This is a genomic window from Amedibacillus dolichus DSM 3991, from assembly GCF_000154285.1.
GTDB classification, from domain to species: Bacteria; Bacillota_I; Bacilli_A; order Erysipelotrichales; family Erysipelotrichaceae; genus Amedibacillus; species Amedibacillus dolichus.
The window spans coordinates 1-20,178 of sequence record NZ_DS483476.1; the positions used below are offsets into that span (position 1 = coordinate 1).

The window sequence follows — 20,178 nt, forward strand, 5'->3', positions numbered from 1 at the left end:
AACAGCAACAGATAAAGAAGATGGAGATCTAACAAAGGAAATCGAAATCTTGAAGAATGAAATTAATACAAGTAAAGCAGGAGTATATGAAGTTACTTATAAAGTAACGGATAGCAAAGGTGCTTCAAGTATTAAAACGATTAAAGTTACTGTTATAGAAAAGAATATACCGATAATACCAAATGAACCAGATAAACCAAGTAAGCCGGATACGAACAAACCGGAAGATAATGGAAGCGTTGGAACAGGCGATAAAACAAATGGAGTCTTTTGGACAATGCTATCCATCATTTGTGGTATTAGTGTTATTGGTGTGTATCGTAAAAAGTGTGAAATAAATCAATAGTTACACATAAGGGTAGTTACCTGATAGCAGGTACTTCCCTTTTTTATGTATTTGAATAGCCATGCATAGAAAATTAATCTATAATAAACATGATAATAACAGACAAGGAGTAATGCGTTTATGAGTATTTCAAATCCCTATTTATTAGCAGCACTTGGGTGTGGGTTTACCTTTTTAATGACCTCTTTAGGAGCTGCGACTATCTTTTTTATTCGTAAGGATATTAAACAAGATTTACAGTCAGTATTTTTAGGGTTTGCGGCAGGGGTGATGATTGCGGCATCGGTTTGGAGTCTTTTAATTCCGGCCATGGAACAAGCGCAGGCGTTGGGCATGGTGGCATGGCTGCAAGCTGCCGGAGGCTTTGTGCTTGGAGCGGAATTCCTTTTATTGTTGGATCATTTGTTGCCACATCTCCACCCAGGCAGTGAACACCCCGAAGGTCCTTCCTCTAGCTTAAAAAGAACAACCATGCTCGTACTTGCGGTTACTTTGCATAATATTCCCGAGGGTATGGCAGTTGGTGTTTCTTTTGCATTGTCCGCTCAAGCAGGAGCAAGCGTTCCACTTGCCAGTGCTATTGCTCTTGCCATAGGCATCGGTTTACAAAATTTTCCGGAGGGTGCTGCGATTTCTCTTCCTTTGCATAAAGAGGGTGTCAGCAAATCCAAGGCATTTTTATATGGAAGCTTTAGTGGAATCGTGGAGCTGATTGCCGGAGTAGCTACTGTCGCAATAGCAGGAACAGCAGTATATATACTGCCTTGGCTTTTATCCTTTGCGGCTGGTGCTATGATGTTTGTTGTTGCTGAAGATTTAATTCCCGAAGCACATTTGAATGAACATTCACATGCAGGAACATTTGGTGTAATGTTAGGTTTTTTGGTTATGATGGTTATGGACGTAGCACTTGGTTAAATAGGAAGCTGTGTTTTTCGCTTAGGAAAATCATAGCTTTTTTATTATATGCGGCTGGTTCAATGCTTTATAAAACTATCGGTAAAAAGAACTGCAAAAAATATAGTTTTTTTTATACGATTTATGATAAAATCTCATCTTTGACAGCTAGAGAAAAAAATACCTCAAGAAAAAGCTTTAAATAAGCCTTTTTTGAGGTTTTTTGTTTATGTAGCTAACTATCGTAATATCTTGCTTTCTTTGATGATGCTTCTCATTTTTGATTTTTTTATGATTTCTGTATCTGTTCTAAATCCAAATAATTCGTGTAATTTATCTGTTAAATCGTTTCTCGTATACGTGGGGATATAACCATATTCATCTATCTTACATACATTCATATTCCTTAATGTATTGATAATGGTCCTAGTTGTATAATTTTTCTCTAACTTAATTTCTAGTAAACGATATATCATTAGAGAGACAAAACAAATGAGAAAGTGAGCTTTAATTCGATCTTCTCGTTGAAGATAAACGGGTCTAGCTTCAAATTCTGTTTTCATGATTTTAAAGCACTCTTCAATTTGCCATCTTTGTTTGTTTATTTTGATAATTTCTGAAATATCACCTTCTAAATCGGTTGTTACAGCGTAAAATCCATCATACATTTCTTCGTTTGAAATTACACTTTCATCAATTTCATAATATGTTTCAGTTGCTGCCTCTCCATGTTCTGTTGTAGCTGTTTTTTTAATAAATCTTCCAGGATCGTTTGGGTTTCTTTTTTCCTTTTTAAATTTAGAATTGTTAGAAATCATATTTTCTGCCCGTTTAATTTGTTCGTTGCGAATATTTCTTTGATATCTTTTATATTTTGGAGAATATGTAACAATTAATGTTTCACAAATACCATTTCTTTCAATAGGAACTTCTTTATAATAAATAGAACTTATGACTTCCTCATCTTGTTCATTTAAAGTAGTTAAATCTATGAATTTCGTACTTCCTATTTTTCTATATTGTGTAGGTTTTAATGCTATTTCTCTATCCTCTTTGTTTAATTTTTTTAAGGATTGAGTAATTACATAATGACGACCGTTTGTATTATTGAATTTTTTATTACTTTTTGATGCTAATCCAGAATCCGAACAGTAAATAAATTCCGAACATTCGAAGTCGGATATAATTTTTCTTTCTAATGGTTTTAAAGAGAGTTGTTCGTTTTGATTTCCCGGATATATATCAAAAGATAAAGGGATACCATCCGCATCCATGAATAACCCCATGCCAATAATAGGATTTGGTCTATGTTCTTTACTTTTTCCGTATTTTCTTAGTTCATCTGCTTCTTCAATTTCAAAAAAATAATTTGTACAGTCATAGTAAAGTATTTTAGTATTACGATTATGAATAAAGTGACTATTTTTATATAGTTCAGCTTGGATAAAGTCAGATTCAACAGATAATGTGCTTAACGCTCTATAAACATCGTGAAGCTCATATTTTGGTTGTTCTAATAAATTTTCCGCAAATTCAAAAGAGGATTTCTTACTAGAAGGGGACAAAATTCGAGCGTAAATTAAATCTTGAAGAATGGATTGAAGATTATATTCATAATTATGTCTTGTTTTTATATTTCGACAAATATTATCGAAACGAAGACTCTTACAAATAGATTGTAGAAATAAATATCCGCAATTAAATGATCTTTGCTCATTAGAATTGATTAAACGATTCGGATGAAAATCAACGGATACATTCTCACTTTCTAATTTGTGCTTTTCAGTTTCAATCCTAGCTTGTTCTTTTGCCCAAGCCATAACACCATCTCGATCTGTGTTTAATTTTTCAGAAAGTTCCTTGAGTGTACCAAGTTTTTTAAAAACTTTTGAGGTATTTTTTCCATTTTTTCCTATGTATGCATAATTGATGTAAAAAGATTCAGAATTTTTTGATTTGCTAGTTGTAACACGCATATATCATCACCTGTATATATTATATCACATATTACGATATATTACGATAGTTATAAACGGGAAAATTGACAAAAAAAGCACAAAAAAAACATTATATAAAAGGCTTTTCTATACTTTGTGTTAATTATATGCTGTTAAACTCCCGATGCAGGAACATTTGGTGTAATGTTAGGTTTTTTGGTTATGATGGTTATGGACGTAGCACTTGGTTAAATAGGAAGCTGTGTTTTTCGCTTAGGAAAATCATAGCTTTTTTATTATATGCGGCTGGTTCAATGCTTTATAAAACTATCGGTAAAAAGAACTGCAAAAAATATAGTTTTTTTTATACGATTTATGATAAAATATAAACAATAGATAAGCGCTTACATTTATTACTTCACTGAGCAATAAAGCTATGCGCAATATTGTATAAAAATTGAGAAGGAGAGATTATATGAATCGTGTTGCCGGGGTACTAATGCCAATCTCATCATTGCCTGGGAATCAAGGAATCGGTGATTTTGGAAAACATACGTATCGACTTATCAATGCTTTTGAACAAGCTCACGTCAAAATTTGGCAAATTTTACCGTTAAATGCGTTAGGCTATGGAAATTCTCCGTATCAGCCGTTTTCATCTTTTGCCGGTGATGAAATTTACATCAGTATTGATACTTTGGCTGATTATGGATTGGTAAAACAAAGCTCTGTTCGTAATTGCAACAAGTTTGAAGAACGTGTTGATTATGATGCGGTACGCTCTTTTAAACGTCCGTATCTTTTAAAGGCTTATAAAACCTTTTTAAAAAATTTTGCTTGTTTTGAAGAAGAATATCATGCTTTTTTGAAGAAAGCCGATTGGTTGTATCCTTATGCAGTGTTTATGGCTTTGAAAAAACATAATCACATGGAGCTATGGACTACATGGCCAAAGGAACAAAAGGAATGGATTAAAAATCGACAGCTTCTATTGCACGAAATAGAAGATGATATTCGCTATGAACAGTTTATTCAATTTATTTTTTATAAGCAATGGAATGAAATTAAAGCGTATGCCAATGCCCATCATGTACAAATCATGGGAGATATTCCGTTTTATGTCGGTTTGGATAGTGCTGATGTTTGGCAGTACCAAGATGAATTTTTATTAGATACAGAAGGATATCCAAGCTTTGTCGCAGGGGTACCACCGGATTATTTTAGTGCATTTGGACAGCGTTGGGGAAATCCGATTTACGATTGGAATGCAATGGCTCAAAATCGTTATCAGTTTTGGGTAAAGCGGCTTGCATGGAATGCCGAACAGTTCGATATTTTACGAATCGATCATTTCCGCGCTTTTGATACCTATTGGAAAATTCCGGCCTCCTGTCCGACTGCGGTAGAGGGAGAATGGGTTCTTGGTCCGGCATACGACTTTTTTGATGAAATTTATCGTCAATTGCCGAATATTCACCTTGTAGTAGAGGATTTAGGCGATTTACGAAAACAGGTTATTAAATTGAAGGAGCATTATGATTTATATGGTATGAATGTAATGCAGTTTGAAATGCAGCCAAAGCTGTTAAAGAAGAAGCGAGATGAACATACTATCTTATATACCGGTACACATGACAATGATACATTGGAGGGCTTTTATCTTACCCTATCACAAAATCAAAAAATTGCTTTACGCCGATATTTCCATAATTTAGGCTATGAAAATCGCTCATTTCATGACTTGGCTATTCGTTATTGTTTAGATAGCCCTGCCGATATTGTTATGATACCTGCTCAAGATATTTTAGGTTTAAAGAGTGAAGGACGCTTGAATACACCAAGTACGTTAGGCTCACCGAATTGGGAATGGAAGGTAAAAAATTTAAAAGGTCTGTATGATTTGTTGCCGACCTTTGGCGAATGGATTAAAAATAGCGGACGCGGATAACAAAGAAAGCGGGTTGTTTTTGAAGATAGATGTATGTATGATTTTAAAATTTTATGGACAGCACTTTGAGTAAATGCGAAAACGATTGACTTATCTTTCAATATAATCCTAGGAAACGTAAAAAAATACACCTGATTCACAGTGGAAAGGTGTATTTTTTAAATACCTGTTTATTGACGGTTGTTGTTTTGTGGAGCGTTCTGTGCGGCATCTGCATTATTGGTGTTGCTGGCTTCTCCTAAAGTAACTGTTATAGTTTTGGTTTGAGTATCACGCAATACGGTCATTTTAATAGTATCGCCGGCAGAATGGTTAGAAATGATGGTTGTTACATCGCTAATATCCTTAATGGAGGTATCATCAATCTTTAGAATTTGATCGCCTCGCTTCAATCCTGCTTTATCTGCCGCACCACCTTTACTGACCTCATAAATATAAACTTGCGTAGTATCTTCTTCAAAGAAGGAATCACTGCCATTTACGAGTGTTACGCCTAAGCTTGCTCGTCCTTTTACATATCCGTTTTCGATTAAGTTGTTAATGATTTCCTTAGCACGATTGATAGGAATGGCAAAGCCTAGACCTTCAATGCTGTCTCCGCTGCTTTTGGCATTAACGATTCCGATCAGCTCACCGTTTGCGTTGAATAGACCACCACCGGAATTGCCGGGATTGATGGCAGCATTTGTCTGCAACAGCTGCATTTTTTGATTATCAATCGTTACTTCACGATCCAAAGCCGAAATAATACCGCTTGTAACCGTTCCGCCTAAGGAGCCTAATGGATTTCCAATCGCAACAGCGGTATCTCCGACATTCAGTTTAGAGGAATCGCCGAGAACTGCCGGCTGTAAATCCTCAGCTTCGATTTTTAAGACAGCCAAATCGGTTGCGGAGTCAGAGCCAATCAGTTTAGCTTCAAAGGATTTTCCGCTGCGTGTGGTTACCGTAATTTTGCTGGCACCGTCAATGACGTGATGATTGGTTACGATATACCCGTCTTTACTTAAGATAACACCACTGCCGGCACCGGAAACGATCGCTTGTTGGAAAAAGCTGTGGGTAGAAACCGATTCGGTTTTAATTTCTACGACACTGTCCATTGTTTCATTGGCGATATCCGTAATAGATACATTGGTTGCGGTAGCATTGTTGTTTTTGTTTTTCGATGTATCAACGCTTTGGTATAAGACAGCTTTTCCCATGCCACCATTGAGTTGAATTGCCAACATGGTACCGCCGAATGCACCTAGTGCTGACAAGGCTACGCAGGTGCTGATCAAAACAGCATTTTTATGCGTCTTGAAAAAACTGTCTCTTTTTGGTTTCGGCTCTTTGTTTTCGTCATTTGTGTTTGTATATTCACCTAGAATAATTGTTTCATTTGTCTCATTATTGTTTACTTGTTTATCTTCCATAAGTATTCCTCCTTGGTTTATGCTTCTATTATACGTCTAAATTATCATAGAAATTGTCCGAAAATATGTGAAGTTATATCATTTTTCAATCATTTCATGCAAAATTATGTGAAAATGATAAAATAATTGTCATAAAAAATAAGAAACGATCGGAAAGTGCTCAGTGTCGAGAGGAACGTGGTATAATAAAGATAGAAAGCTCATAGAATCAAAAAATGAATAGATGGGAGGAGCAAATATGACAGCTAAAAATAAAAAAGCTTTGAATAAGGCAATGAAAGCAAAAAAAGAAGGTAAGCCTGTGAAAGCGGAAGAAACAAAGGATAAGCAGTCTACCGTAAAAGAGGAAGTGAAGAAAATAACAGCAGCGAAAGAGCCGAAGAAAATTACAACTGCGAAGGAACCAAAGAAAATCGCTGCAAGTAAGGAGCCAGAAAAAATCGCCGCACAGCCAGAACCGAAAAAGCTTTCAACCCAGCCGGAGCCTAAAAAGCTGGCAGTAAAGGCAGAAACTGAAAAAGAAGCAAAGCCGAAAGCGGAGCCAAAAGAAGAAAAGAAAGTAGTTAAGAAAACAGCGGCAAAGGAAAAGACAACAAAAAGCAGTGAAAAAGCAAAGCGTACGGCTAAGCGTGTGAAAGAGGAGACTGCAACACCGAAAAAGGCAGTAAAGAAAGCATCAAAAGCGAGTGTTAAGAAAACGGTTGAAGAGCCTAAATTAGACTTGAAAAATGTTAGTCTTGACGATTGTATGTGGAGGCTGAATGAAAAAGGCGCTGATGTAAGTTATGAAATGGTAGCAGCAATGCTGCTAGATGAAAAAGATATGAAAAAGGTAGTGAAGGGTATTGCCGAGGATAAGCAGCTAAGTGATGCTACTGCTTTGACATTGCTTCAGGCTGTGGTTGAAAAAATTAGTCAAACCATGGATATCAAGGCAGCTGATTTTGCACAGATCAAGAAAGCGATGGCTGCTTTTGAAAAAGGAAAACTGGGCGATGACGATGAAGCAAATGCACAACTTTACTTAGATGCTTTTAAGACAGCGGAAAAAATTTTGATGATCGCTCAGCGCAAACAGATTGCGCTTGCTGCTGATGTCAGTAAGCTATTAGGAAGTGATGTAGCTGTGTTTATGGAGCATTTCTTCCAAACTGCTTATGATTTATTGCCAAGTTGGCAATATTCTGATGTGAAGTTTTATGAGGATTTTGCTTATGCAATTTTATCTCAGTTTGAGGATTTGTATGAGCTTCATCAATTACGTATTCAATTAGATGTAGCGGATTTGTATATCAAGCATGGTGATTTCGGACAGGGTGATGCTTGCTATGGCTATATTTTGAGAGATAATCAGATTAAAGATTATATTTATTATCGTTATGCAAGTGTTTATGAAAGCATTGATATCAATCGTGCCAAAGAGATTGCGTATGGATCTATGCAGTATGTAGATGAGCGATATACATACTATCCACAGCTTGCGGAAATCATAAATAAATAGGGTCAGTATCAGCACCGTTTTGTTATACGGTGCTGATTTTAAAAAAATTAATTTTTTTATTGACGTATATTGAATGATTTGATATACTGTTTAGGCAACAGCTTAATGGCGCGTTGGAGAAACGGTTAACTCACATGCCTTTCACGCATGCATTCACGGGTTCGAATCCCGTACGCGTCACCATATTGAACTAGAACGAACTACTTATTAGTTCGTTTTTTATGTTTAGAAGAAGAATCAGATTAGAAAAAAACAAGTTATAGCGACATTTGGATTAAACTTAAGGTTTAAACAAATGTCGCTTTTATATTTTTACAAACAATATAATTGACATTATAATACTATACGTCATATAATATATGTGAAGAAAGGTGATAGTATGACATTTCAATTGGGATCTGCGTTGTTAGATGCCTGTGTGTTGGCTACGCTTCATAAAGAAGATGCTTACGGATATAAGCTGACACAGGAGGTTAAGGTTGTTATGAATGTAAGTGAATCGACACTTTATCCGGTTCTGCGACGTTTGATGAAAGAGGGTTATTTAGAAACCTATGATGAACAACATCTAGGACGTAATCGTCGCTATTATCGTTTGACGGAAAGCGGCAAGATAAAGTATGAAGAATATGTGGAGGAATGGAAAATATTTTCTTTGAAGATTGATAAAATTTTGAAGGGAGAGATACACAATGAAGAAAGCTGAATATATTGAGGAACTACGCAAAAAACTGGAAGGACTTTGCGAAGAAGATTATGAAGATGCCATTCGTTATTGTGAGGAATATTTTGATGAGGCAGGAGAGGGAAATGAGGAACAGGTAGTTGAGGAACTTGGGTCTCCATCGAAATTTGCGGCACAAATCAAAGCGGAGGCGGTTATTCGCCAAGGGGAAGCACCAAAGAAGGAACAGGCGAAAAATCCGAAAACATCAATGAAAAATGTGATTGCGATTTTCTTGGGCTTATGTGCTTTGCCGATTGCACTTCCTTTGATCATCGTGGCTGTGATACTCTTTGTTTGCTTCTTGTTTGTACTTGCAACATTATTATTTGCGGCAATTATCAGTATAGGAGCTATCTTATTTTCCGGTATTCCATTGCTGTTATCGGGCTTTACGAACTTTGCCGTTATGGAAAATAGCTTGATAGCTTTTGGTGGCGGTTTGTTATGCATTGGCTCAGGTATCCTACTTTGTGTAGTGTTTGTTTGGCTTATCAAGATAATTATTCCGGCGTTTACGCGATTGATTACCAATTTATATCATAAAGCAAAGGAGGGGAAAGCGCATGAAAAAGCATAAGGGATTAAAGATTTCTCTCATTGTGGCAATCGTTTGTATTTTGGGAGGCTTTTCACTGCTTGGAATAGGATTAGCTAAGGGAGGAAGCCTGCGTTATTTAAGTGTATCCAATGATACGGTTTCTTGGTGGCCTTGGAAGCACGGTAATATCGGAATATGGATAGGTGATGACCATGATACGTTGAGTGAATGGGACGATGATTCCGATGAATATATAAGAAATAATACGGAATATAAGCAAGATTTAGAAAAGTTCTCTGGAATTGTGATTGAAGCGAATGTGGGAGAGGTTCATATAACAAGCGGTTCAAAAAATCAACTGCGCTATCATGCTAAACATGAAGAGGCAATTCAGTATGAGGTAAAGGACGGTGTACTGCATATCCGCATGCAACATCATGGAAATCACAATGAAAATACCATTATGTATCTAAGTCTTACCACAGATTTGCTTAATATATTAGATGTATATAATAAAGCAGGGAATATTTCTATTGATGGGGTTCGCACCAAAAAGCTGCAAATCCATACAGATGCGGGAAATATTGACTTAGAGGATATTTATAGTGAGCAAAGCAATATCGAGCAGGAATGTGGAAATATCGAAATGGAAGGAAGCTTTATGAACAAGACGACGATTTCCAATGCTGTGGGGAATACAGAAATTACCTTACAAGGCAATGTACGTGATTACTTTATACAGGCTGTAAACGCCTTGGGAAACAGTGAGATTTTTGATAAAGAATATCAAGGCAGTATGGATACAAGTGTAGGAAGCACAGAAGCAAGCAATCATATCTTGATTAAAAATGAATTGGGGAACTTAGAAGTATCCATAAAGGATTGAGCAAGCTACTTTACAGAATAGAAATGTCATGATAAGGTATAACTAACATAAGAGAACTGTTAGGAGGAAATATATATGTCAAATGTAGTACATGCAACAACGGCTTCTTGGGAAGCCTTATTAAAGGAAAATGAAATTGTGTTTGTGGATTTCTTTGCGACTTGGTGTGGACCTTGTAAGATGCTGGCACCGGAAATTGAAAAGCTGGCTGATGAATATGTCGGACAGGTTCCGGTTGTAAAGGTTGATGTAGATGAAGAACCGGAATTGGCAAGACGTTATAATGTTATGTCAATTCCTACCTTATTTGTGTTTAAGAATGGGGAAGCTGTTGCTACGATGATGGGATTTCAGCCATTGCAGGCAATGAAAAACATGATCGAAAAAGCAAAATAGTGAAATACGGACCTTATGTGAGGTCCTTTTTCTTACGGCTTAAAAAGAAAAGCACCCGTACAGGTGCTTATGCCTATTTACCAAGATATTGAAAGCGAGGAACCTTTTTTCCTCCATGCTCCACCATTTCACAAAACATGGAAAGTGGGCGTACCCAAACTTTGCATTCTCCATACAGAGCACGATACACAACATATTTTTCTAAGGTTTCACTGTGGGTCGAAACATAAAGGACACTATAATGATTTCCTTTAAAGTGCTGATAACGTCCAAGTGGGATATCCATTGGTAAGTCTTCATTTTTCTTTTCATCAAGACTTTCAAAAGAAGGTGCTTCTGTTTCTTGTGCTTGATGAGGAATCGACTGTAAAATACAGGCACTTTTCGCCGGTATGGTCATGCGGGTCTGTTGATCTTTACTGAGATATACAGTGTTATTCAACAAATCACGTAGATCCTCATTGGTTTCTAAGGATAATGTATAAGCCTCTTGGGCGCAGTTCAGTGCAACCCAAACCTCCTCGTTTTGATTTTGTCGTTTAAATACCAGTTGTTCATTACGTAATAGAATCTGTTCATAGCTTCCGTTAAATAAAACCGGAAGCTTTTTGCGCAGTAAGCCGAGCGTTGCGATATGTTTGGTTAATGCGCTATCCTCTTGCAGCTTTAAACAAGGACGCAATTGGGCATCACTGCCGTATTGTTTTGTTCCCTTGATAGCCCATTCACTTCCATAATAAATGCTTGGAATACCGGGCATGGTATAAAGTAGGGTATAGACATTAAATAAGTCTTGTTGCTCCTTCAGCATACTTGCCAAACGATTGACATCATGATTATCTACAAAGTTATATAGCTTTAAATGCTCATAGATTCCACCTTTGGCAAATTGACGTACAAGGGAATGAGCAATTTCGAAATAATTGTGATCGTTATGCGAGCTATATAAGCCCTTGTAGCATTCATAATTGGTTACCGAATCCAACATACGCTCGTTTGCCCATACATTATAATTTCCATGAATGATTTCGCCCATGAGCCAAAAATCAGCTTTTTTTGTTTTGCAGAAGGCTTTTAAACGACAGAAGAAATCACGATCCATTACATCGGCAGCATCTAAGCGTAAGCCATCAATTTGAAATTCATCAATCCACATGTTCACAGAATCAAGCAGATAGTCTACAACTTCGGGATTTTTTAAATTTAGTTTTATCAGGTTGGTATGTCCTTCCCAAGTATCATACGAAAAACCATCGTTTTGATCATTGTTTTCATCGAAGCGAAGGTTGGAAAACCAAGAGCAGTAACGTGATTGCTCACGATGCTCTTTCACGTCTAAAAAAGCCCAAAAGCTGCGTCCGACATGATTGAATACACCATCTAAGACAATTCGTATGCCTGCCTTATGAAGGGCTTCACATACCTTTTGAAAGTCCTCATTGCTACCTAAGCGATGATCGATCTGACGATAATCACTTGTATCATAGCCATGTTCATAGCTTTCAAATACCGGACCTAAATATATGGCGGTAATATTCATACTTTTTAAATGTTCAATCCAGTCGATCAGCTTTAAGATGGTATGTGTAGTATGTGCTTGCCGATACTGCTGTGCACCGCAAAAGCCCAAAGGATAAATATGATAAAAAACGGCTTCTTGAATCCAATTTTGCATAATTTCACCTCGTTTATAAGTATATCATAGCTGTGAATAATTTTGTTGTATGGATATTTCCTTTTTAAATTCAGTCATGGTACAATAATACAAAGAAAAGAAAGAGGTAGTAATATGGCGTTTTTACCGACAACAAGAGAAGAAATGTTAGCACAGGGATATGAACAGGTGGATTTTGTTTATGTATTGGGTGATGCGTATGTCGATCACCCTTCCTTCGGTGCTGCAATCATCACAAGAACCTTGCAGGCCTTTGGCTATAGTTGTGCGATCCTTTCCCAGCCGGATTGGCATAAAGATGAGGAATTTCTGCAATTCGGTTTGCCACGTTTGGGATTTTTGGTATCGGCGGGCAATATTGATTCCATGGTTAATCATTATTCGGTAAATAAGCGCCGCAGAGATAAGGATTACTATACAGATGATGGAGTGATGGGGAAGCGTCCCGATCGTCCAACGATTGTATACACGCAGATTTTAAAACGCTTGTTTCCCGATGTTCCGGTTTTGGTCGGCGGTGTTGAAGCAAGCCTTCGTCGTCTTGCCCATTATGATTATTGGGACGATAAGGTACGACGTTCGATTTTAATGGATTCTCAAGCGGATCTGTTAATGTTCGGAATGGGGGAAAATACGATTGTTGAGGTTGCCGATGCCTTGGCAAGTGGTATGGCAGTTAAGGATATTTGTTATATTCGCGGTACGGTTTGGAAAACCAAATCCTTGGATATGATTGTCGATGAGTACATCATGCTGCCATCGTATGAAGAAATATGCAAGGATAAAAAGACCTATGCAAAAAGCTTTTTAACTCAATATGAAAATCAAGATGCAATCAATGCAAAAATGCTGATTGAGCCTTATGAGGGTTGGTATGTCGTATGCAATCAACCTCCGCTTCCTTTAACGCAGGAACAAATGGATTTTACTTACTCGCTTCCGTATGAGCGTACGTTTCACCCCAAATATCACTATGTTCCGGCGATCGAAGAGGTGCAGTTTTCTATCACCAGCAATCGAGGCTGCTTTGGTGCCTGTACCTTCTGTGCCATTACCTCACATCAAGGACGTGTGATTTCTACACGTAGTGTGGAAAGTGTGGTAGAGGAGGCAAAGACCATTACGCAGATGCCTAATTTTAAAGGCTATATTCATGATGTCGGCGGACCAAGTGCAAACTTTTCACGTCCTGCTTGCGATAAGCAGACAACACATGGTGCTTGTCCAAAGAAGCAATGCTTATGGCCTAAGCCTTGTTCAAATCTTAAGGTCGATCATACGCATTATGTGGATATGCTAAATGCAGTACGTGCTTTGCCGGGGATTAAAAAGGTTTTTATTCGTTCCGGGATTCGTTATGATTATCTTATGTATGATAAAGATGAAACATTCTTTGATCAGCTTGTGAAGCATCACATCAGCGGACAGTTGAAGGTAGCTCCGGAGCATATCAGTGCCAATGCGTTGGACAAGATGGGAAAACCACGTAAGGAATTGTATTTAAAATTTGTGGATAAATATTACGAAAAGAATAAGCAGTTTGGGAAAAATCAATATTTGGTACCCTATCTTATGAGCTCTCACCCGGGCTGTGATTTGAACAGCGCAATCGAATTGGCATGTTACTTAAAAAAGATTCATCATACACCGAAACAGGTACAGGATTTTTATCCCACTCCGGGAACTTTGGCGACCTGTATGTATTACACCGGTATAGATCCACGTAATATGAAGCCGGTATATGTTGCCAAAACGTATGAGGAAAAGCTGGAACAAAGAGCCTTGATGCAATTCAGCTATCCTAAAAATTATGATATTGTTTATCGTGCATTAAAGAAAGCACATCGTGAAGATCTGATTGGCAGCTCTTCAAAATGTCTGATACCGGCGAAAAAGCCAAGGGATTCATTTGTTCATAGGAAGGGTGCGCATAAGCGATGAGCAGTACTCAAAGGCTGACTCGTATCGCTTTTGTGGCTGCGATTTTCTATGTGGGCTTTCGTATGTTTGCGGATATTTTATATTTAGAAATGATTACCTTTCTGTTATTTGTATTTGCACAGGTATTGCCACGTAGGGAGGTTGTTGCAGCTGCGGGGTTATGTGCCCTATTACAGCTGTTATTGCATGGCATTATGCTTTGGAATATCGCTTATCTGCTTATTTTTCCAAGCTATGCATGCTTGTTTTCACTAGGACGAAATTGGTTTGAAAAGCATCTTTCGATCGTTCCCTTTGTCGGTGCACTGGCATCTTTTCTCATCGGGCAGTTGGTCGAATTGCCTTTTCTGTTAGTTGGTAAAACGATTACGTGGGTATATCTTCTAATGGGGTTAAAAACCTCTTTGTTACAAGCGGGATTGAGTTTTGTGGTATTTTTGTTTTTATATGAACCATTAAAAAATAAATTAAAAAGAATAATAAGGAGCTGAATGTTATGAAAAAGAAAGTTTGGTATGTACTTGGCGCTGTTTTGTTGATTGCTTTAGGTGTATGGGGAATCGGTGCACTTTTACCGCATCAGGAGGCAAGTGCTGGTGAGAAAAGCATTACCATTGATATTTATGATAAAACCGATGCACAAAAAGCTAATAAGGCAATCGTTACCTTACATGAGGATACCGATGCCAAAACATTAAGTGAGTTTATGAAGGAAGAAAAAGATGTAAAAGCAGTTGTCGAACAGGGAGAATACGGTTCCCTGCTTACTGAGATTTACGGTTTGAAGCAGGATATGGAGAAGGGACCATGGCTTGTCTATGATTCCGATAACAATGCATCTTGCTTAGAGGCAGGTATGTGTCCGGCAATGGACGAGGTTGTTTTAAAAGATGGCGATCACTTTCGCGTGGAATTGATTTCATCATTTGAATAAGGAGCCTAAAATAATTATGTGTTGGCATCAGCACCTTTCCTTTGTGGGTTGTGAAGATGGAAGCGCGTATTTTGAAAAAGCTTATTAGAGCATGCAAAGGAAGGAAAAGCGGAGTGTTTCGATGCTTTTGTATATTGAACTTGAGCATCGTCTAACCCAAAAAAAGAAGGAATGAGAATAGGAAGGAATACGTCAATGCAAGGCGTATTTTTTTATAACCGGTTACAAGATGGGAAATTGTGTGAAGTATGATGATTAGGATTGACTATTAAAAGGGAATGAATATAATAATTAACATAGTTAATTGTTAAGTAACTTAACTATATGGAGATGAGGTGAAGCAAGTGGAAGAAATGGAAATTGTACGGAGGCTTTATCATGTGGTAAATCGTATGCGTAAGCAAGGTTTACAGCGGGTGCAGGAGAAAAAGACACCCCACCCGGTAGCAGCTAGAGAAATCATGATTTTAGATGCGATTGAACAAAATCAAAAGCCGATGAAAATGAATGATATCAGCACACATTTTAATATTACGCCGGCAGCCGTTTCACAGGTCATGAAGCATTTGGAAAAAAAGGAATGGATCGAAAGAGTGATTTTCGAAGATGACCGTCGCAGTGTGTATATTCGTGTCAGTGAAAAAGGGAAGGAAGCACTGGAAGAAAATGAACAGCACATGATACAAAATCTGCTTGGCTTCATTGAATGGATCGGAGAGGAAGACGCACAGGCACTGATTCGGATTATGGAAAAAGCAGCTGTCTATGTGGAAAAGAAAGGAGATAGGAAATGTCAAAGCTAATAAAGTATTTGAAGCCGTTTTGGTTTCCGCTGTTAATTACAGTAGCGCTATTATTCGCACAGGCACAGTGTGAGTTGGCACTACCGGATTATATGTCTGAAATCGTGGATACCGGTATTACTAAGGGTGGAATTCAAGATGGTGTTGTGCAAGTGATTCGTGAAAGCGAATATCAGCATCTAACACTGTTTATGAGTGAGAAACAGCAAGCATTGTTTTCGGATAACTATACATTGATCAAAGCACAGGAAGCAAGCAGTGAACAAAAGGAGAACTATCCTGTACTTAAGAAAGAAAATGTATATGAATTAAATTCTATTGATGAAAAAGCAAGAGAGGATCTAAATGCCGCACTTGTAAAAGCGGAAATGGCAGTAAGTGCTGTTCGTATGCAGGCAAATGATAAAACAAGTGAGCTTTCCAAACTGATGCAGGCACAGGGAATGAAAGACCCTTTTGTGATGCTGAGCTTTATGCCGAAAGAACAGCTGGCAACGATGATGAGTGAAATCGACAAGCAAATGGAAGCCATGGGAGATACGATTGCACAGGCAAGTGGCTCTGCGTATGCGAAAAGCGAATATGAAGCCGTGGGTATGGAGTTAGAGGATATCCAAAACGATTATATCCTACATGCCGGCGGTAAGATGCTTTTGGTTGCATTGGGAAGTGCGGTGAGTGCGATTCTTGTTGGTTTGTTTGCTTCACGTATCGGTGCCGGCTTATCAAGAAATCTACGTAAGGGAATTTTCGAAAAGGTAGAAAGCTTTTCAAATGAAGAGTTTAACCGTTTTTCAACCTCAAGCTTGATTACGCGTACCACAAACGATGTGCAAAGTGTGCAGATGGTTATTATCATGTTCTTGCGTGTTGTAATCTATGCACCAATCATCGGCTTTGGAGCTGTCATGCACGTGTTGGATAACGGTGCGGATATGACTTGGATCATTGCTTTATGTGTGGTAATTCTTTTATCTTTGATCGGCGTATTGATGGGAGTAACCATGCCGAAGTTTAAGATTACCAAGAAACTTAATGATCGTATCAATTCCATTACCCGAGGCTTCTTAGAGGGAATGCCGGTCATTCGTGCCTTCAATACGCAGGATTATGAAGAAAAAAGTTTCGATGCCACAAATACAAGAATTATGAAAAATCAGCTGTTTATCAACCGTATGATGTCCTTGATGATGCCGGCTATGATGTTAGTAATGAATGCATCTTCTTTATTGATCATTTGGGTCGGCGGACATTTGATTGAAAGCGGCAGCATTCAGGTTGGTGCAATGATGGCTTTTATCCAATATGCAATGCAGATTATCATGGCTTTCTTGATGATTGCAATGGTTGCGGTTATTTGGCCGAATGCCAGTGTTTCGGCTGCACGTATCGTTGAGGTGTTGGACAGTGAGGTAAAAATAAAGGATCCGAAAAAAGCAAAGGCTTATGATCCTAAGCAAAAGGGCTATATTGAATTTCGCAATGTTTCTTTCCGTTATCCGGGAGCAGAGGAAGATGTCTTACATGATATCAGCTTTACCGCTAAGCCGGGAGAAACAACAGCCTTTATCGGCAGCACCGGCAGTGGAAAATCAACGGTTGTTAATCTTGTGCCTCGCTTTTATGATGTCAGCGAGGGTGCTATCTACATTGACGGTATCGACATTCGCGATGTGAAGCAGCATGATTTGCGTGAGAAAATCGGCTATGTTCCGCAAAAGGGAATTTTGTTTAGCGGCGATATTGAAAGCAATTTGCGCTATGCGAAGGAAGATGCAACTGCACAAGAGATTGCGGAGGCAGCACGCATTGCACAGGCAAACGAAATTATCGAAGCGAAGCCGGAAAAATACGCAACTCCTATTTCTCAGGGCGGAACCAATGTATCCGGAGGGCAAAAACAGCGTTTATCCATTGCCCGTGCGCTCGTTAAACGTGCCGAGATTTATATTTTCGATGATTCCTTCAGTGCATTGGATTTTAAAACCGATGCAAAGCTACGTACGGAATTAAATAAGATGATACGTGAAACACAGGCAACGGTATTGCTTGTTGCTCAGCGTATCTCCAGTATCATGCATGCCGATCGTATCGTTGTTTTAGATAAGGGACGTGTGGCAGGTATTGGAACACATGAGGAATTGATGGAAAGCTGTGAGGTGTATCAGGAAATTGCTTATTCACAGCTATCAAAGGAGGAACTAGGAAATGAGTAGAGAAAAAACTGCACGTCCTATGGGTCCTCATGGCGGTCATGGGCCAATGGGTGCCCGTATGGGAGAAAAAAGTAAAGACTTCGGCGGTACGATGAAAAAGCTGATTGCTTATATGCGTCCGTATTATGCAAGCATTTGTATTGCGATTACCTTATCGGCAGCTTCGGTCATTTTGATGATCATGGGGCCGAAAATCTTAGCAAAGGCAACTGATGAGCTGATTGCCGGATTTACACGCTTGGTACAAAATACCGGTGGAATTGATTTTGATTATATTTTAAAGATTATTCTTTGGCTGTTGGGAATTTATTTGTTTAGCAGTATCATGCAGTATTTAATGAGCATCTTGATGGCAACGATCACACAAAAGGTTGCTTATCGTATGCGTAAACAAATTTCAGAAAAAATCAACCGCATGCCGATTGCTTATTTTGATCGTGTTTCACATGGTGATGTAATGTCGCGTGTTACCAATGATGTGGATACCTTACAAATGTCTTTGAACCAATCGCTTTCAACGGCGGTACAAGCAATCATTCAGCTAATAGGCTATCCGATCATCATGCTTACGATTAGTTGGCAAATGACTTTGATGGCATTATGCGTTGTGCCGCTGTCCTTAGTATTTGTTTCAATGATCGTAAAGAAAACACAAGGCTACTTTAAACGTCAGCAACAATATCTTGCCGATGTAAACGGACATGTTGAAGAAATGTATGGCGGGCATTTGGTTATGAAGGCTTTTAATGGGGAGGAACGCTCCATTGAGGAATTCAATAAGCATAACGAAAACCTGTATCATACCGCATGGAAATCGCAGTTTTTATCCGGCTTGATGATGCCGATTACCGCTTTTGTCGGTAATCTTGGTTATGTCGGTGTGTGTTTGCTAGGTGGTTGGCTTGCAGTTGGAGGAGCAGTAACGATTGGAGATATTCAAGCATTTATTTCGTATGTAAGAAGCTTCAATCAACCGATTTCCCAATTGGCACAGATTATGAATGTTTTACAATCCGCCGCAGCCGGTGCCGAACGTATTTTCGAATTTTTAGAAGAAGAGGAAGAAGTTGCGGAAACCACGACACCAAAACCGATTGTAGATGCGCAAGGCAATGATTTGATTAAAGGAACTGTAACCTTTGAAAATGTGCATTTCGGATATACACCTGATAAAATCATTATCAATGATTTCTCAATGTATATCAATGCCGGAAAACGTGTGGCTATTGTCGGACCGACCGGTGCGGGTAAAACAACGATCGTAAAACTGTTGATGCGTTTTTATGAATTGAACAGCGGTACGATTTATATTGATGGAACGGATATAAAAGAATATTCTCGCAGTGATTTACGTTCTTTGTTCGGTATGGTGTTGCAAGATGCTTGGTTATTTGAAGGAACGATTATGGATAATCTTCGCTATGGCAAGCTTGATGCAAGTGATGAGGAGGTTATCAAGGCAGCAGATGCAGCCTATGTTGATCACTTTATTCGTACCTTGGATCATGGCTATCAAACAGAAATCAATGAGGAAAGCAATAATATTTCACAAGGACAGAAGCAGCTTTTAACGATTGCCAGAGCTTTCTTGGCTGACCCTAAGATTTTGATTTTAGATGAGGCAACATCTTCTGTTGATACCCGTACGGAGGTATTGATTCAAAAGGGAATGGATAACTTAATGAAGGGACGTACCTGCTTCGTGATTGCACATAGATTATCAACGATTCGTGATGCGGATTTAATTCTTGTTATGAAAGATGGCGATATCGTTGAGGTCGGTGATCATGAGGAACTGATGAAGAAAAACGGTTTCTATACTCAATTGTATAATTCTCAGTTTGACGAGGGTATCGAGGAATAAAACAAACAAAAATAATATTGAAAGAAAGAAAAGAGCAGAACTGCTTAAATGAAACGAACTCCATGATGTTGAAATGGAGTTCGTTTCATTTTTCATAGTATTTTTCGAAATAAGATTACAGATGTTCTTTATACTGTTTCAGCATTTCATT

General features: G+C 38.3%; 17 protein-coding genes and 1 tRNA gene. 15 read left to right on the forward strand and 3 right to left on the reverse strand.

The window, feature by feature from the left end:
• Together EUBDOL_RS06415 and EUBDOL_RS06420 are read left to right on the forward strand one after the other, a co-directional pair.
• Nucleotides 1–346, forward strand: a 346-nt coding sequence (locus tag EUBDOL_RS06415) for an immunoglobulin-like domain-containing protein (protein WP_040463411.1), incomplete at its 5' end; no start/stop codon positions are given.
• A 120-nt stretch (nucleotides 347–466) separates the two neighbouring features.
• Nucleotides 467–1,264 carry a ZIP family metal transporter gene (locus EUBDOL_RS06420; protein ID WP_004799786.1) on the forward strand — a complete coding sequence of 266 codons (798 nt, stop codon included), beginning with the start codon at nucleotides 467–469 and terminating at the stop codon, nucleotides 1,262–1,264.
• A gap of 218 nt (nucleotides 1,265–1,482) precedes the next feature.
• Here the strand turns inward: EUBDOL_RS06420 and EUBDOL_RS06425 are convergent, their stop codons facing one another.
• Nucleotides 1,483–3,219: an IS1634 family transposase gene (locus EUBDOL_RS06425; RefSeq protein ID WP_004799791.1), complete on the reverse strand. Its 1,737-nt coding sequence runs from the start codon at nucleotides 3,217–3,219 to the stop codon at nucleotides 1,483–1,485.
• A 436-nt stretch (nucleotides 3,220–3,655) separates the two neighbouring features.
• Between EUBDOL_RS06425 and malQ the strand changes: the two genes are divergently transcribed.
• Entirely contained in the window at nucleotides 3,656–5,128 is a 1,473-nt protein-coding gene (malQ, locus tag EUBDOL_RS06430; protein WP_004799794.1) for a 4-alpha-glucanotransferase, read from the forward strand.
• A 170-nt stretch (nucleotides 5,129–5,298) separates the two neighbouring features.
• Here malQ and EUBDOL_RS06435 read toward each other — a convergent pair whose 3' ends face one another.
• Complete coding sequence (locus tag EUBDOL_RS06435) at nucleotides 5,299–6,546, reverse strand: S1C family serine protease (RefSeq protein WP_004799796.1); 1,248 nt, start codon at nucleotides 6,544–6,546, stop codon at nucleotides 5,299–5,301.
• 238 nt (nucleotides 6,547–6,784) lie between these two features.
• Here EUBDOL_RS06435 and EUBDOL_RS06440 point away from each other — a divergent pair, with 238 nt between their 5' ends.
• The 6 genes from EUBDOL_RS06440 (at nucleotide 6,785) to trxA (ending at nucleotide 10,594) form a co-directional block, all read left to right on the forward strand.
• A complete protein-coding gene (locus tag EUBDOL_RS06440) occupies nucleotides 6,785–8,047 on the forward strand; it encodes a neurofilament protein (protein ID WP_235713701.1) in 1,263 nt (420 codons plus the stop codon).
• Nucleotides 8,048–8,154: 107 nt separating this feature from the next.
• Nucleotides 8,155–8,230: transfer RNA gene (locus EUBDOL_RS06445), tRNA-Glu, on the forward strand.
• A 196-nt stretch (nucleotides 8,231–8,426) separates the two neighbouring features.
• The gene (locus tag EUBDOL_RS06450) at nucleotides 8,427–8,753 is read left to right on the forward strand and encodes a PadR family transcriptional regulator (RefSeq protein ID WP_022420694.1); all 327 of its coding nucleotides are present in this window, start codon (nucleotides 8,427–8,429) and stop codon (nucleotides 8,751–8,753) included.
• Entirely contained in the window at nucleotides 8,740–9,351 is a 612-nt protein-coding gene (locus EUBDOL_RS06455) for a DUF1700 domain-containing protein (protein ID WP_004799802.1), read from the forward strand. Before EUBDOL_RS06450 ends, EUBDOL_RS06455 begins: the two co-directional genes overlap by 14 nt.
• Nucleotides 9,338–10,198 carry a DUF4097 family beta strand repeat-containing protein gene (locus EUBDOL_RS06460; protein ID WP_004799804.1) on the forward strand — a complete coding sequence of 287 codons (861 nt, stop codon included), beginning with the start codon at nucleotides 9,338–9,340 and terminating at the stop codon, nucleotides 10,196–10,198. Before EUBDOL_RS06455 ends, EUBDOL_RS06460 begins: the two co-directional genes overlap by 14 nt.
• A gap of 75 nt (nucleotides 10,199–10,273) precedes the next feature.
• Nucleotides 10,274–10,594 carry a thioredoxin gene (gene trxA, locus EUBDOL_RS06465; protein ID WP_004799805.1) on the forward strand — a complete coding sequence of 107 codons (321 nt, stop codon included), beginning with the start codon at nucleotides 10,274–10,276 and terminating at the stop codon, nucleotides 10,592–10,594.
• 73 nt (nucleotides 10,595–10,667) lie between these two features.
• On the opposite strand, the gene EUBDOL_RS06470 is transcribed toward trxA, so the two are convergent.
• On the reverse strand, nucleotides 10,668–12,269 hold the full coding sequence (locus EUBDOL_RS06470; RefSeq protein WP_004799806.1) for a DUF1653 domain-containing protein: 1,602 nt from the start codon (nucleotides 12,267–12,269) through the stop codon (nucleotides 10,668–10,670).
• Between the two features lie 114 nt (nucleotides 12,270–12,383).
• Between EUBDOL_RS06470 and EUBDOL_RS06475 the strand changes: the two genes are divergently transcribed.
• The 6 genes from EUBDOL_RS06475 to EUBDOL_RS06500 all read left to right on the forward strand — a co-directional run bounded on the left by EUBDOL_RS06475 (nucleotide 12,384) and on the right by EUBDOL_RS06500 (nucleotide 20,027).
• Nucleotides 12,384–14,210 carry a YgiQ family radical SAM protein gene (locus tag EUBDOL_RS06475; protein WP_004799807.1) on the forward strand — a complete coding sequence of 609 codons (1,827 nt, stop codon included), beginning with the start codon at nucleotides 12,384–12,386 and terminating at the stop codon, nucleotides 14,208–14,210.
• The gene (locus tag EUBDOL_RS06480) at nucleotides 14,207–14,701 is read left to right on the forward strand and encodes a hypothetical protein (RefSeq protein WP_004799808.1); all 495 of its coding nucleotides are present in this window, start codon (nucleotides 14,207–14,209) and stop codon (nucleotides 14,699–14,701) included. Before EUBDOL_RS06475 ends, EUBDOL_RS06480 begins: the two co-directional genes overlap by 4 nt.
• A gap of 5 nt (nucleotides 14,702–14,706) precedes the next feature.
• Complete coding sequence (locus tag EUBDOL_RS10990) at nucleotides 14,707–15,144, forward strand: DUF4430 domain-containing protein (RefSeq protein WP_004799809.1); 438 nt, start codon at nucleotides 14,707–14,709, stop codon at nucleotides 15,142–15,144.
• Between the two features lie 353 nt (nucleotides 15,145–15,497).
• Nucleotides 15,498–15,947 (forward strand): MarR family winged helix-turn-helix transcriptional regulator, encoded by a 450-nt coding sequence (locus EUBDOL_RS06490; RefSeq protein WP_235713705.1) that lies wholly within the window; start codon nucleotides 15,498–15,500, stop codon nucleotides 15,945–15,947.
• A complete protein-coding gene (locus EUBDOL_RS06495; protein ID WP_004799813.1) occupies nucleotides 15,935–18,163 on the forward strand; it encodes an ABC transporter ATP-binding protein in 2,229 nt (742 codons plus the stop codon). The genes EUBDOL_RS06490 and EUBDOL_RS06495 overlap by 13 nt, the downstream gene beginning before the upstream one ends.
• Nucleotides 18,156–20,027, forward strand: coding sequence for an ABC transporter ATP-binding protein (locus EUBDOL_RS06500; RefSeq protein ID WP_004799815.1), 1,872 nt, complete (start codon nucleotides 18,156–18,158; stop codon nucleotides 20,025–20,027). Before EUBDOL_RS06495 ends, EUBDOL_RS06500 begins: the two co-directional genes overlap by 8 nt.
• Nucleotides 20,028–20,178: the final 151 nt, after the last annotated feature.

Bases quoted from the DNA above. Each gene is read 5' to 3' on its own strand.
- EUBDOL_RS06420 (WP_004799786.1), top strand. From the start codon at position 467: ATGAGTATTTCAAATCCCTATTTATTAGCAGCACTTGGGTGTGGGTTT.
- EUBDOL_RS06425 (WP_004799791.1), bottom strand. From the start codon at position 3,219: ATGCGTGTTACAACTAGCAAATCAAAAAATTCTGAATCTTTTTACATC.
- malQ (WP_004799794.1), top strand. From the start codon at position 3,656: ATGAATCGTGTTGCCGGGGTACTAATGCCAATCTCATCATTGCCTGGG.
- EUBDOL_RS06435 (WP_004799796.1), bottom strand. From the start codon at position 6,546: ATGGAAGATAAACAAGTAAACAATAATGAGACAAATGAAACAATTATT.
- EUBDOL_RS06440 (WP_235713701.1), top strand. From the start codon at position 6,785: ATGACAGCTAAAAATAAAAAAGCTTTGAATAAGGCAATGAAAGCAAAA.
- EUBDOL_RS06450 (WP_022420694.1), top strand. From the start codon at position 8,427: ATGACATTTCAATTGGGATCTGCGTTGTTAGATGCCTGTGTGTTGGCT.
- EUBDOL_RS06455 (WP_004799802.1), top strand. From the start codon at position 8,740: ATGAAGAAAGCTGAATATATTGAGGAACTACGCAAAAAACTGGAAGGA.
- EUBDOL_RS06460 (WP_004799804.1), top strand. From the start codon at position 9,338: ATGAAAAAGCATAAGGGATTAAAGATTTCTCTCATTGTGGCAATCGTT.
- trxA (WP_004799805.1), top strand. From the start codon at position 10,274: ATGTCAAATGTAGTACATGCAACAACGGCTTCTTGGGAAGCCTTATTA.
- EUBDOL_RS06470 (WP_004799806.1), bottom strand. From the start codon at position 12,269: ATGCAAAATTGGATTCAAGAAGCCGTTTTTTATCATATTTATCCTTTG.
- EUBDOL_RS06475 (WP_004799807.1), top strand. From the start codon at position 12,384: ATGGCGTTTTTACCGACAACAAGAGAAGAAATGTTAGCACAGGGATAT.
- EUBDOL_RS06480 (WP_004799808.1), top strand. From the start codon at position 14,207: ATGAGCAGTACTCAAAGGCTGACTCGTATCGCTTTTGTGGCTGCGATT.
- EUBDOL_RS10990 (WP_004799809.1), top strand. From the start codon at position 14,707: ATGAAAAAGAAAGTTTGGTATGTACTTGGCGCTGTTTTGTTGATTGCT.
- EUBDOL_RS06490 (WP_235713705.1), top strand. From the start codon at position 15,498: ATGGAAATTGTACGGAGGCTTTATCATGTGGTAAATCGTATGCGTAAG.
- EUBDOL_RS06495 (WP_004799813.1), top strand. From the start codon at position 15,935: ATGTCAAAGCTAATAAAGTATTTGAAGCCGTTTTGGTTTCCGCTGTTA.
- EUBDOL_RS06500 (WP_004799815.1), top strand. From the start codon at position 18,156: ATGAGTAGAGAAAAAACTGCACGTCCTATGGGTCCTCATGGCGGTCAT.